This is a genomic window from Streptomyces sp. NPDC001493, from assembly GCF_053597235.1.
In genome coordinates, this window is sequence record NZ_JBSFHV010000003.1 from 56,676 (window position 1) to 69,098 (window position 12,423).

The following is a 12,423-nucleotide window of genomic DNA, read 5'->3' on the forward strand; positions in this document are numbered from 1 at the left end:
GTCCGGTGCGGCGCTGCCCGGGGCCGCCTGGCACGATGGCACGGTGACCGCACCCTTGACGCCGCCCGACCCGCCGACGCCCTACGATCCCTGGCCGTCTCCTCCGGCGGGTTCGCACCTCGCCCCCGGTCAGTCGCCGCCCGACCGCGCCGAGAAGCGGGCCGAGGTCGGCCGGGCCGCGGTCGTCACCGTGCTGGTGGCCGTCGCGGGCGTCGCGCTCGGCCTGCTCTGGCTCTGGCTCTCCCCGCGCATCCCGCTGATCTCCGACGACACCGCCGTCTACCTCAAGGACAGCGAGGGCGAGGAGGCCATCGGAGCGGACGGCACGTTCGCCCTGCTCGCCGCCGGATTCGGTGTCGTCTCGGCCGTCGTGGTCTACCTGCTCCGGCGTACCGGCGGCATCCCGACGGTGGTCGGCCTGGCGCTCGGCGGGCTGCTCGGATCGCTGCTCGCCTGGTGGCTGGGTACCTCCTTCGGCCCGACCTCGGACGTGGTCGCCCACGCCAAGGAGGCCGGCAAGGGGGTGACCTTCGACGCGCCGCTGGAGCTGAACGCGAAGGGCGCGCTGCTCGCCTGGCCGGTGGTCGCGATGGTCGCGCACCTGATTCTCACGGCGGCCTTCACCCCCCGGGACCCCGACCCCGACCTCCAGTGGCAGCACCCCGGGTGGGCGACGAGCGCCCCCGGGGAGCCGTACGGCGCGGCCGGGCAGCCGGTCCAGGGACAGCCGGTCCACGGGCAGCCGGTCCAGGGACAGCCGGTCCACGGGCAGCCGGTCCAGGGACAGCCGGTCCAGGGTGCGCCCGACGGCCCGGCGCCGGAGGGGGCCGGCCCGGACGCCGGTACGCGGGCTCGGGCGCAGAGCGACCCGAAGGGGCCCGCCGGACCGCAGCCGCCTGCCTGAGGCTCCGTGGTGCGGCACCGGTGACGGGCCGCGGGGGCTCAGGGCTCCCGCGGGCCGGGGCTCCGGGCTCCCGGCCTTCGGGCGCCCGGGAGCTCCGGCCCGCGCGTCCGGCACCTGCCACGCGCGTCCGGCGCCCTGCTACGCGCGCCCGATCGGCGCGAACACCGCGCCGGTGAGCCGCGCCAGGTCCGCCGCCGCCAGTTCGACCTCCAGGCCCCGGCGCCCGGCCGAGACGCAGATGGTCGGGTGCGAACCGGCCGAGGCGTCGACGACCGTACGCAGCCGCTTGCGCTGGCCCAGCGGCGAGATGCCGCCGCGTACGTACCCCGTGGTGCGCTCCGCCGCCGCCGGGTCGGCCATGGCGGCGCGCTTGCCGCCGACCGCCGAGGCGAGCGCCTTCAGGTCGAGCGAGCCCGCGACCGGGACCACCGCCACCGTCAGCTCGCCGTCCACGTCGGCCACCAGGGTCTTGAAGACCCGGTCGGGGGAGACGCCCAGGGCCTCGGCCGCCTCCTCGCCGTAACTGGGCGCCGCCGGGTCGTGCTCGTAGGCGTGGACCGTGAAGTCGGCTCCGGCCGCGGTCAGCGCGACCGTGGCCGGGGTACCGCCCTGCTGCTGCTTCGTCTTCTTCTTCGCCACGGGCGCGAGGTCCTCCGGGGAGATCGGGTCAGTTCAGGTGCGTGGGGGCGCGGGTGAGGTCCACGGCCGGGAGTGACGGCAGATGGCGGATGACCGCCGTCTCCTTGCGGAGCAGGGTGAGTTCCTCACGGAGCCGGGTCGCCGTGTCCGGGGCCTGGAGCAGCCGCTGCTTCGTGGCCACGTCCAGCACGGTGGCGGCGGCCACCAGGTAGGAGACGACGGACGGTTCGTCCGGCAGGTCGCCGCCGGTGGTCAGCGACCGCTCGTTCGCCCCGGCCAGCCGCTTCTGGTACGTGCGGAAGGCGCGCATCACGCCCTCGGCGAGGGTCCGGGCCTCGCCGGCCTCCTCGTCCTCGGCGAGGTACTCCACCTCGGCCGTCAGGTACGGGCCGCTCGCGTCCACCGAGAGCAGCCGGACCCGGGTGGTGCCGGTGGCCAGCACCTCGAAGGTGCCGTCGGCGCGCTCGCGGATCTTGGCGGCGTCGGCCACGCAGCCGACGCGGTGGAAGGACTGGATCGGGTCGGTGCCGAAGCCGTCCGCGGGGGCGCGTTCGGTCTGGACCGCCGTGCCCTCCGGCATCCCGGTACCGGTCACGGCCGTCTCCCGGCCGTCCCGTACCGCCACCACCACGAAACGGCGGGGTTCGTCGTCGTCGGTCTTCAGCAGCTCGCGCATGATGGCGCGATATCGCTCCTCGAAGACGTTCAACGGCAGCACGAGGCCGGGGAACAGAACCGCGTTGAGCGGGAAGAGGGGCAGGTGCGCTGTGGTCACAACGCTCAAGCGTAATGGCCGAGGGCCCTGCCGTGGGCGGCCCGGTTCCACAGCGGGGTCGCCGAGGCCACCTGGAGCCGTGCCGCGTCCCTGGCGTCCAGGAAGCGGGCCAGCGCGTCCTCGGCCACCGACGACCACGGAAGGGACGGGGAGCGGGGGGAGGACGGGGCGCGGAGGAAGGACGGGAACGGCTGGGACCACGGGAACGGCTGGGACCACGGGAACGAGTGGGCGTACGGCCCGATCAGCCGGAACTGCTCCAGCGCCTCGCGCCAGCGGCCCCGGGCCACCAGGACGTACGCCAGGAGGTTGCGGATCTCGGCGGGCCACGGGTCCCCGGGGCCGTACGCGGCGGAGAGGCCGATCGCCAGATCGGCGGCGGCGTCGATCCGGCGCTCCGGCACCGGGGCGGTCCGCCCGGCGGAGTCCGGGTCGAGCAGCAGCGCGGCGGCGGCGCGCACCGGCAGCCCCTGCACCAGGGAGGTCGGGGCGGCGTCCTCGGCGGCCCGCTCCGCGAAGTCGAAGCACGCGTGGTGCGACCCGTGCCGGGCGGCGGAGAGATAGCGCAGCGCGGCCAGGTGACAGCCGTAGTGGTGCGGGGAGCGGCGGACCGCCTCGGTCCACACCGACTCGAACACGGTGTGCGTGGCGCGGGTGCCCCGCGCGTGGTCCAGGGCGAGGTGCCAGGGGACCGGGTCGCGCGGGTCGGCCTCGGCCGCCGCGGTGATCAGCGGGGCGACCTCGTGCAGCCGCTCCGCCGCCGCGGGGGACTCCCACGCCCGGCGCACGGCGAGCCCGGCCCGGACGAGTAGCGCGTCGGGGTCGCCGGGGGCGGCGGCGAGCCAGTCGTCCAGCCAGCCGTCCCGGCTGCGGGCGAAGGTGACCAGCCGGCCGAGGTAGCGGTCGCGCAGCTCCCACTCGGCGGTGTCGCGGGTGGTGGCGAGGAGCTTCGCGGCGGGCCCGTACGCGCCTTCGGCGGCGGCCACCAGCGCGGGGGAGAGGCGGCTGTCGGGGGCGTCGAGCATGACCGCGTCGGCCGGGGGAAGTCCGGCCGACAGCCGGGAGCTGTGCCGGACCCTGCGCGCGGTACGGAGCAGAGCGCGAAGCGAGGGCATGGTGCGGACCATTGAAAAGCGCTGGTGGGGGCTGCGCCAGGGGTCTGCTGTGAAGCTTTGGTGCCGAGTCGGGTGGATCCGTAGGGGTTGCCCCCGGAAAGGCCAAGAGTGGGTAAAGGTGATGGCCCTGAATGGCTGAAATTCGACCTCCTGTGCGGGATCTGTTCGAACATGTTTCGCCCTCGGATCCCGCTCCGGTCCGGCCCGCCCCGACCCGCCCCGATCCGGCTCCCCGCACCGGGAGCGGGGCCGTCCGGGGGGCGGGACCGCACCGGGGGCTGGACCGCGCCCGCCCTCACCCCCGGGTCAGCAGCCGGGAGGCCCCGGCGGCCACCGTGGTGGCCAGAACCCACCCCACCAGCACCAGCCCGGCGGACACCCACTGCCAGCCGCCCGTCATCCGCCAGTAGCCGTCCTGGCCGAGACCGATCACCGGGATCAGCAGATCGAGCGCGTACAGCGCCGGATTCCACTCCGGGTGCTCGTCCCGCTTGATCGCCGCGGGCTCGTGCCGGGAGAAGACCAGGGTGCTCGCCGCCCACAGCACGGCCATCCACACCGCCGCCCGCCCCGGCCGGTAGCCGTACGCCACCGTCCAGTCCTGGAGGAACCCCCACAGCTTCCCGGCGAGCGGCAGCGTCTCCCGGCGGCGGCGCTGCTTGGCGAGCAGCACCTCCCGGGCGTCCGCGTCCTCGCCGCAGTTGCGCAGTACGGTCGCCAGCCGCTCGTACGGCTCGGGGACGTACTCCGGGGTGGCGGCGAGGACCCACTCCAGCCGCCGGGAGAGCGGGAAGTGGCCGTACGGGACGAGGTTCTCGTAGACGAACCCGCCCATCGCCAGCCCGCCGGGGCCCGGCCAGCTGCTCGACAGGTCGATCAGGGTGACCACCCGGGCGCCGTTCAGCACGACCCGGCCCTCCTCGGGGCGCTCCAGGCTGAACCGCAGCTCGGGCACGACGATCCGGCGCATCGACAGCTCCTCCTGCGGCTCCAGCACGAACCGCGCCAGGTGCAGGTCGAGCACGTCCCCGAACCGCCCGTCGTCCAGCCGGACCCCGCCCCGGCACTCGAAGATCCGTGCGCGCGAACCCCGGGCGGGCGTCAGGTCCGAGGTCGGCCCGTGCACGATGCCGTACGGAGGAGTGGTGCCCTGGTTCCCCGTCTCGGTGCTCACCCACGCCTCGGTCAGATAGAGCGTCCGCTCCACCCTCAACTGCGGCGCGTTCAGGGCCTTGCGCCCCTCCGCCGCCCGCAGCCGGCTGCCGCGCAGGCTCAGCGAACCGCCCACCGTCGCCCCGCGCAGGCTGACTTCGCCGTACGTCTCGATCATCTCCGCCTGGAGGTCCTGCGCCACGGTCAGCCCGTCGGCGGCGATCGCCCGGCCCCGCCGGTCGCAGCCGACGCTGATCTGGTTGATCAGCAGGTCCGTGCCGATCTGGGCATCCGTCAGCCGCACGCCCCGGTCGACCCGGCAGCGCGGCAGATGGAGGTCGCCCTCGGTGCGCAGCCGGGCCGCCTCCAGCCGGGGCATCGCGCACCCGACCATCCGCAGCGTCGTGAAATGGCACTCGGGGAACATCACCTCCTGCTCGAACCGGCAGCCGGTCAGCTCGACGTACGGCGAGACCCGGCCGCCGGCCAGGTCGAGCTTGCCGGTGATGCGTACGCCCCTGAGCTTCAGCGCCGCCACCCGTCCCGGCCGGGCCGGCGGGCCGCTCAGCAGCAGCCGCGCCACGACCCGGGCGCCGACGCTCCGCCCCGGCCCCCACATGTGCGGGCCGAACGGATCGTCGCGTTCGGGGTCGTGGGTGCGCAGATCGAAGGTGCTCCCGTTCCGAAAGGACTGCCACATGCCCAGCTCCGCGGCGCTGAGTCCTTCCGGGATGTCGCTCTCGTGCGGCTCCGTCACTCCCGACCTCCCTGTGCACGGCTACAGCCGTTCTTCCCCCTGTGTGACCGTATGAACGGAAAACGGCACACAGGGTGACGGAGATATGTATCAGCCACTGATACGGCCGACCGGACGGCTCGGGCGGTCTGAGAGAATTGGGGGTGTGATCTCTCGAATCGATCTGCGCGGCGACGTCCTCCCCGAGGGCGCCCCCTTGCGCGACCTGCTGCCCCGTGCCGAGTTCGACGTGGAAGCCGCCCTGGAGACGGTGCGGCCCATCTGCGAGGACGTACGCCATCGTGGCTCGGCAGCGGTGATCGAATGGGGAGAGAAATTCGACGGCGTCCGGCCGGAATCGCTCCGAGTGCCCGCGGCCGCCCTCGCGGACGCGCTGACGGAGCTCGATCCCGCCGTCCGCGCCGCCCTGGAGGAGTCGATCCGCCGCGCCCGCCTCGTCCACCGCGAGCAGCGCCGCACCACCCACACCACCCAGGTCGTGCCCGGCGGCACGGTCACCGAGAAGTGGGTGCCCGTCGAGCGCGTCGGCCTCTACGTCCCCGGCGGACGCTCGGTCTACCCGTCCTCCGTCGTCATGAACGTCGTCCCGGCCCAGGAGGCCGGCGTCGAGGGCATCGCCGTGTCCTCCCCGCCGCAGAAGGAGTTCGGCGGCCTGCCGCACCCCACCATCCTGGCCGCCTGCGCCCTGCTCGGCGTGGACGAGGTGTACGCCGCCGGCGGCGCCCAGGCCATCGCCCTCTTCGCGTACGGCACCGAGGGCGAGGACGGCTGCCGCCCCGTGAACCTCGTCACGGGCCCGGGCAACATCTACGTCGCCGCCGCCAAGCGCCTCCTCAAGGGCCGCATCGGCATCGACGCCGAGGCCGGGCCCACCGAGATCGCGATCCTCGCCGACTCGACCGCCGACCCGGTGCACATCGCCGCCGACCTGATCAGCCAGGCCGAGCACGACCCGATGGCCGCCGCCGTCCTCGTCACCGACTCCGAGGAACTCGCCGCCGCCACCGAGGCCGAACTCGCCCCCCAGGTCGCCGCCTCCAAGCACGTCACCGACCGCATCGCGCCCGCGCTCGCCGGCCGGCAGTCCGCGATCGTGCTCGTCCGCGACCTGGCGGACGGGCTGAAGGTGGTCGACGCGTACGGCGCCGAGCACCTGGAGATCCAGACCGCCGACGCCGCCGCCGTCGCCGACCGCGTCCGCAACGCCGGCGCGATCTTCGTCGGCCCCTGGTCGCCGGTCTCCCTGGGCGACTACTGCGCCGGCTCCAACCACGTACTGCCCACCGGTGGTTGCGCCTGCCACTCCTCGGGTCTCTCCGTGCAGTCCTTCCTGCGCGGCATCCACATCGTCGACTACACCCGCGACGCACTGGCCGAGGTCACCCACCACGTGGTGACCCTCGCCGAGGCGGAGGACCTCCCCGCCCACGGCGCGGCACTCAAGGCACGGTTCGGCTGGAAGGTTCCGCAGGCGTGACGAACGACAGCACCAACGACACCACCGGCCCCACCGGTCCCGTCCGCATCGACGACCTCCCGATCCGGGAGGAGCTGCGCGGCCAGTCCCCGTACGGTGCCCCCCAGCTCGACGTACCCGTCCGGCTGAACACCAACGAGAACCCCTACCCGCTGCCCGACGCCCTCGTCGACCGGATCGCCGAACGCGTCCGCGAGGCCGCCCGCGAGCTCAACCGCTACCCCGACCGGGACGCCGTCGAGCTCCGTACCGGACTCGCCGGATACCTCAGCCGCACCGCCGGCCACGAGGTCACCACCGCGCAGGTCTGGGCGGCCAACGGCTCCAACGAGGTCATCCAGCAGCTGATGCAGGCGTTCGGCGGCCCGGGCCGCACCGCCATCGGCTTCGAGCCCTCGTACTCGATGCACGCCCTCATCGCGCGCGGCACCGGCACCGGCTGGATCTCCGGCCCGCGCAACGAGGACTTCACCATCGACGTGGAGGCGGCGAAGAAGGCCATCGCCGAACACCGCCCGAACGTCGTCTTCATCACCTCCCCGAACAACCCCACCGGCACCGCCGTCGACGCCGACACCGTCCTCGCGCTGTACGACGCCGCACAGGCGGCCCGGCCGTCCCTCGTCGTCGTCGACGAGGCGTACGGCGAGTTCAGCCACCGCCCCTCGCTGCTCCCGCTGATCGAGGGCCGGCCGAACATGGTGCTCTCCCGCACCATGTCGAAGGCGTTCGGCGCCGCCGGGCTGCGCCTCGGCTACCTCGCCGCCGACGCCGCCGTGGTCGACGCCGTCCAGCTGGTACGCCTGCCGTACCACCTGTCCTCCGTCACCCAGGCCACCGCGCTGGCCGCCCTGGAGCACACCGATACGCTCCTCGGGTACGTCGAGCGGCTCAAGAGTGAGCGGGACCGGATCGTCGCCGAGCTCCGCGCCATGGAGTACGAGGTCACCGAGTCGGACGCCAACTTCGTCCAGTTCGGCCGCTTCGAGGACGCCCGTGCCGTGTGGCGGGCGATCCTCGACCGGGGCGTCCTGGTCCGGGACAACGGCGTACCGGGATGGCTGCGGGTCACCGCGGGGACCCCGGCAGAGAACGACGCGTTCCTCGATGCGGTTCGCGAAATCAAGAAGGAGCACGACGCATGACGGGCGAGAGCCGCATGACGGGCGAGAGCCGCGTGGGCCGCGTGGAGCGCACCACCAAGGAAACCTCCGTACTCGTCGAGATCAACCTCGACGGCAGCGGGAAGGTCGACGTCTCCACCGGCGTCGGCTTCTACGACCACATGCTCGACCAGCTCGGCCGCCACGGCCTCTTCGACCTCACGGTCAAGACCGAGGGCGACCTGCACATCGACTCCCACCACACCATCGAGGACACCGCCCTCGCGCTCGGCGCCGCCTTCAAGCAGGCGCTCGGCGACAAGGTCGGCATCTACCGCTTCGGCAACTGCACCGTCCCGCTGGACGAGTCGCTCGCCCAGGTCACCGTCGACCTCTCCGGCCGCCCGTACCTGGTGCACACCGAGCCGGAGAAGATGGCGCCGATGATCGGCGAGTACGACACCACGATGACCCGGCACATCCTGGAGTCCTTCGTCGCGCAGGCCCAGATCGCCCTGCACGTCCACGTCCCGTACGGCCGCAACGCCCACCACATCGTGGAGTGCCAGTTCAAGGCCCTCGCCCGGGCCCTGCGCTACGCCAGCGAGCGCGACCCGCGCGCGGCCGGAATCCTGCCTTCCACGAAGGGCGCCCTGTGACCGGCCTCAACACCATCCTGATCGTCGTCGGCCTCTTCCTGGCCGGCGGCGTCTACTCCTTCGCCAAGCAGGGCATGCCCAAGGGCGTCATCGTGCTGCTCTGCATCGCATCCGCACTGTGCCTGGTGGCGGGCGTGCTGCGGATCCAGGGACTGTGGGACTGAGGGGCCGGGAGCACACGATGAGCGACAAGAAGAAGGTCGTCGTCTTCGACTACGGCTTCGGCAACGTCCGTTCCGCCGAGCGGGCGCTCGCCCGGGTCGGCGCGGACGTCGAGATAACGCGTGACTACGACAAGGCGATGAACGCCGAGGGGCTCCTCGTCCCCGGCGTCGGCGCCTTCTCCGCCTGCATGGGCGGACTCAAGGCCGCCCGCGGCGACTGGATCATCGGCCGCCGCCTCTCCGGCGGCCGCCCGGTGATGGGCATCTGCGTCGGGATGCAGGTCCTCTTCGAGCGGGGCATCGAGCACGGCGTCGAGACCGAGGGCCTGGACGAGTGGCCCGGCACCGTCGGCCCGCTCAAGGCGGACGTCGTCCCGCACATGGGATGGAACACCGTCGAGGCACCCGAGGACAGCCGGCTCTTCGCCGGACTCGACCCCGAGGCCCGGTACTACTTCGTGCACTCCTACGCGGCGCACGACTGGAGCCTCGAAGTCACCAACGCCAAGATCCGTGCCCCGCGCGTCACCTGGGCCACGCACGGAGAGCGGTTCGTGGCCGCCGTGGAGAACGGCGCGCTGTGGGCCACCCAGTTCCACCCCGAGAAGTCCGGCGACGCCGGTGCCGAGCTGCTGACCAACTGGATCGAGACGCTGTAATGCCGAAGCTTGAACTCCTTCCCGCCGTCGACGTCCGCGACGGACAGGCCGTCCGCCTCGTGCACGGCGAGTCCGGTTCCGAGACCTCCTACGGCTCCCCGCTGGAGGCGGCCCTCGCCTGGCAGTCCGCCGGCGCCGAGTGGCTCCACCTCGTCGACCTCGACGCCGCCTTCGGTACCGGCGACAACCGCGCTCTGATCGCCGAGGTCGCCGGAGCCATGGACATCAAGGTCGAGCTCTCCGGCGGCATCCGCGACGACGCCTCGCTGGAGGCCGCACTCGCCACCGGCTGCCGCCGCGTCAACCTCGGCACCGCCGCCCTGGAGACCCCCGAGTGGGTCGCCAAGGTCATCGCCCAGTACGGCGACAAGATCGCGGTCGGCCTCGACGTCCGCGGCACCACCCTGCGCGGCCGCGGCTGGACCCGCGACGGCGGCGACCTCTACGAGACGCTCGCCCGCCTCGACTCCGAGGGCTGCGCCCGCTACGTCGTCACCGACATCGCCAAGGACGGCACCCTGCAGGGCCCCAACCTCGGCCTGCTCCGCGACGTCTGCGCCGCCACCGACCGCCCGGTCGTCGCCTCCGGCGGCGTCTCCTCGCTGGACGACCTGCGCGCGATCTCGCTGCTGGTGCCGGAAGGCGTCGAGGGCGCGATCGTCGGCAAGGCGCTCTACGCCAAGGCGTTCACCCTGGAAGAGGCGCTCAAGGCGGTCGCCGCATGACGGACTCCGTACCCACGGCTTCCGGGGCGGCCTCGGGCGTGCGCCGGATCCAGTCCGGGGCGCCCTGGGAGGAGAAGTTCGGCTACGCCCGCGCCGTCGAACTCCCCGGCGGCCTCGTCCTGGTGGCCGGCTGCACCTCCGTCGTCAACGGCGAGATCTCGGCCGGTTCGCCGTACGAGCAGGCCGTCGCCTCCTTCGAGGTCGCCTTCGCGGCCCTGGAGAAGGCCGGCCTCGGCCGCGAGGACGTCGTCCGCACCCGCATGTACATCACGCACGCCCGGGACGTCGACGACGTGGGCCGCGCCCACAAGGAGCTCTTCGACGACGTGCGGCCGGTCGCCACGATGGTCATCGTCTCCGGTTTCGTCGACCCCAGCCTCGTCGTCGAGGTCGAGGTCGAGGCCTTCCGCGGAGGCGACCGATGAGCCTCGCCGTACGCGTGATCCCCTGCCTCGACGTCGACAAGGGCCGGGTCGTCAAGGGCGTCAACTTCCAGAACCTGCGCGACGCGGGCGACCCCGTCGAGATGGCCAAGCTGTACGACGCCGAGGGCGCCGACGAGCTGACCTTCCTCGACATCACCGCCTCCAGCGGTGACCGCGAGACCACCTACGACGTGGTCCGCCGCACCGCCGAGCAGGTCTTCATCCCGCTCACCGTCGGCGGCGGCGTCCGCGCCCCCGAGGACGTCGACAAGCTGCTGCGGGCCGGTGCGGACAAGGTCGGCGTCAACACCGCCGCCATCGCCCGTCCGGAGCTGATCCGCGAGATCGCCGAACGCTTCGGCAGCCAGGTCCTCGTGCTCTCCGTCGACGCCCGCCGCACCCCGGAGGGCACCTTCGAGGTCACCACGCACGGCGGCCGCCGGGGCACCGGCATCGACGCCGTCGAGTGGGCGCACCGGGCCGCCGAGCTGGGCGCGGGCGAGATCCTGCTCAACTCGATGGACGCCGACGGCACCAAGGACGGCTACGACACCGAGATGATCAGGGCGGTACGCGCCCACGTCTCCGTCCCCGTCATCGCCTCCGGCGGCGCGGGCCGGCTCGCCGACTTCGCGCCCGCCGTGGACGCCGGGGCCGACGCGGTCCTCGCCGCGTCCGTCTTCCACTTCGGCGACCTGCGGATCTCCGAGGTCAAGGACGCCCTGCGGGAGGCCGGACACCCGGTCCGCTGAGACACCGTCACAAGGCTTTCCCTGTGCTCCCTGGTGGCTCACACCGCCGGGAGGTCCGGGGCGGCCTCGGGGGGGGGCGGGTGGGGGACGGACGTCCCGCACCCGCCCCTCGCCTGATCGTCCTGGTGTTCAGCGAAGGGCCTACCGCTCTGACCTGGGCGGAACGTCCGGGCTCGGGCCGTCCGGTCCAGCGCCCGGCCAGCTCCATGCGGAGAGCGAAACCAGTAGCCGAAGATCAGGGCAGGCCGACGTGTGGATGGTGCTCACGTGGTCGTCCCGCCTGCGGCCTTGAAACAGGACCAAACGATCTTTCCGAGCGGTGAGCGGTCGTGTACTCCCCACTCGTCGGCGAGCTCGGCCACGAGCGCGAGACCACGTCCGGACAGATCGGTACTGGCGGCCTGGCGGGGCCGGGGGCGTCGACGGCGGCTGTCGTGCACCTCCAGGCGCACGACGTCGTCCTCGATGTCGAGGCGGACCAGGAATCCGTGGTCGGAGACAGTGCCGTGGACCAGCGCGTTGGTCGCCAGCTCGGATACGCAGAGGCGAATGTCGTCGATCCGCTCCGGCAGGCCCCATTCGGTCAGGGTCTCGTCAGCGAATTTCCTTGCCTGTCCGACGGATTCGGGGCGGGCCCCGAAGAAGCGCTGTGCCGTCTCGATCATGGCTGTCCTCATGTCTTGGTCTCCAGGAGTCTTGTGGTTCCGGGGCTGTGGCGGCAGGCCACAGGGGTGGGGGCGGTCGGCTTGCATGCAGGGTGGGGTCGGCGGACCAGCAGCAGCCGGGAGCCGGCCGCCTTGATCCACCGACCGCGTTCAGCAGCTATCGCTCTCGGGCCAAGGTGTGATGCGGCCGGGGCGAGTACGCCGTAGACGTCCGGCAGAGCCAACACGTCCAGCAGGCCGGTGAAGGCCGCCGAGCCTGGGCCGGCACTCGCCTCGCGTTCGCTGAAGACGCCGGAAAGCTCCAGTTCGTGGCTGCGGCAGTACTCGGCGAGCGAGGCGACCAATGCCTCCTGTCGGGCTTCGGAGACCCGCACCAGTCGCAGGAAGCCGTAGACGACAGGTCCGCTGACCAGGCGATGTTCCGTGAGGGGTTCCATGCGGAGACCGTCCAA

At 72.8% G+C, this 12,423-nt stretch carries 15 protein-coding genes; 9 read left to right on the plus strand and 6 right to left on the minus strand.

Annotated elements, in window-relative coordinates:
- Positions 1–43 precede the first annotated feature (43 nt).
- Positions 44–904, plus strand: coding sequence for an ABC transporter permease (locus tag ACWCWD_RS05405; RefSeq protein WP_450770450.1), 861 nt, complete (start codon positions 44–46; stop codon positions 902–904).
- Positions 905–1,042: 138 nt separating this feature from the next.
- Here ACWCWD_RS05405 and ybaK read toward each other — a convergent pair whose 3' ends face one another.
- From ybaK to ACWCWD_RS05425, 4 genes are all read right to left on the minus strand, one after another.
- Positions 1,043–1,543, minus strand: a complete 501-nt coding sequence (gene ybaK, locus ACWCWD_RS05410) for a Cys-tRNA(Pro) deacylase (RefSeq protein WP_450770451.1) — start codon at positions 1,541–1,543, stop codon at positions 1,043–1,045.
- A gap of 28 nt (positions 1,544–1,571) precedes the next feature.
- Positions 1,572–2,318, minus strand: a complete 747-nt coding sequence (locus ACWCWD_RS05415) for an LON peptidase substrate-binding domain-containing protein (RefSeq protein WP_450770452.1) — start codon at positions 2,316–2,318, stop codon at positions 1,572–1,574.
- 5 nt (positions 2,319–2,323) lie between these two features.
- Positions 2,324–3,445, minus strand: coding sequence for a hypothetical protein (locus ACWCWD_RS05420; protein WP_450770453.1), 1,122 nt, complete (start codon positions 3,443–3,445; stop codon positions 2,324–2,326).
- 283 nt (positions 3,446–3,728) lie between these two features.
- Positions 3,729–5,342 carry an oxidoreductase gene (locus ACWCWD_RS05425; protein WP_450770454.1) on the minus strand — a complete coding sequence of 538 codons (1,614 nt, stop codon included), beginning with the start codon at positions 5,340–5,342 and terminating at the stop codon, positions 3,729–3,731.
- 145 nt (positions 5,343–5,487) lie between these two features.
- Here ACWCWD_RS05425 and hisD point away from each other — a divergent pair, with 145 nt between their 5' ends.
- The 8 genes from hisD to hisF are packed head-to-tail and all read left to right on the plus strand — an operon-like array spanning position 5,488 to position 11,306.
- On the plus strand, positions 5,488–6,819 hold the full coding sequence (gene hisD / locus ACWCWD_RS05430; protein WP_450770456.1) for a histidinol dehydrogenase: 1,332 nt from the start codon (positions 5,488–5,490) through the stop codon (positions 6,817–6,819).
- Complete coding sequence (locus tag ACWCWD_RS05435) at positions 6,816–7,964, plus strand: histidinol-phosphate transaminase (protein ID WP_450770458.1); 1,149 nt, start codon at positions 6,816–6,818, stop codon at positions 7,962–7,964. Before hisD ends, ACWCWD_RS05435 begins: the two co-directional genes overlap by 4 nt.
- Before the next feature lie 14 nt (positions 7,965–7,978).
- The gene (hisB, locus tag ACWCWD_RS05440; RefSeq protein WP_386890683.1) at positions 7,979–8,581 is read left to right on the plus strand and encodes an imidazoleglycerol-phosphate dehydratase HisB; all 603 of its coding nucleotides are present in this window, start codon (positions 7,979–7,981) and stop codon (positions 8,579–8,581) included.
- Positions 8,578–8,745, plus strand: coding sequence for a hypothetical protein (locus tag ACWCWD_RS05445; protein ID WP_327175220.1), 168 nt, complete (start codon positions 8,578–8,580; stop codon positions 8,743–8,745). Before hisB ends, ACWCWD_RS05445 begins: the two co-directional genes overlap by 4 nt.
- A gap of 17 nt (positions 8,746–8,762) precedes the next feature.
- Positions 8,763–9,404, plus strand: a complete 642-nt coding sequence (hisH, locus tag ACWCWD_RS05450) for an imidazole glycerol phosphate synthase subunit HisH (protein ID WP_390962681.1) — start codon at positions 8,763–8,765, stop codon at positions 9,402–9,404.
- Positions 9,404–10,129, plus strand: a complete 726-nt coding sequence (gene priA, locus ACWCWD_RS05455) for a bifunctional 1-(5-phosphoribosyl)-5-((5-phosphoribosylamino)methylideneamino)imidazole-4-carboxamide isomerase/phosphoribosylanthranilate isomerase PriA (protein ID WP_386890687.1) — start codon at positions 9,404–9,406, stop codon at positions 10,127–10,129. Before hisH ends, priA begins: the two co-directional genes overlap by 1 nt.
- Entirely contained in the window at positions 10,126–10,554 is a 429-nt protein-coding gene (locus ACWCWD_RS05460) for a RidA family protein (RefSeq protein WP_450770460.1), read from the plus strand. Before priA ends, ACWCWD_RS05460 begins: the two co-directional genes overlap by 4 nt.
- A complete protein-coding gene (gene hisF, locus ACWCWD_RS05465) occupies positions 10,551–11,306 on the plus strand; it encodes an imidazole glycerol phosphate synthase subunit HisF (RefSeq protein WP_450770462.1) in 756 nt (251 codons plus the stop codon). The genes ACWCWD_RS05460 and hisF overlap by 4 nt, the downstream gene beginning before the upstream one ends.
- Positions 11,307–11,569: 263 nt before the next feature.
- On the opposite strand, the gene ACWCWD_RS05470 is transcribed toward hisF, so the two are convergent.
- The gene (locus ACWCWD_RS05470) at positions 11,570–11,971 is read right to left on the minus strand and encodes an ATP-binding protein (RefSeq protein WP_450770996.1); all 402 of its coding nucleotides are present in this window, start codon (positions 11,969–11,971) and stop codon (positions 11,570–11,572) included.
- Between the two features lie 8 nt (positions 11,972–11,979).
- On the minus strand, positions 11,980–12,408 hold the full coding sequence (locus ACWCWD_RS05475) for a hypothetical protein (protein ID WP_450770464.1): 429 nt from the start codon (positions 12,406–12,408) through the stop codon (positions 11,980–11,982).
- Positions 12,409–12,423 lie beyond the last annotated feature (15 nt).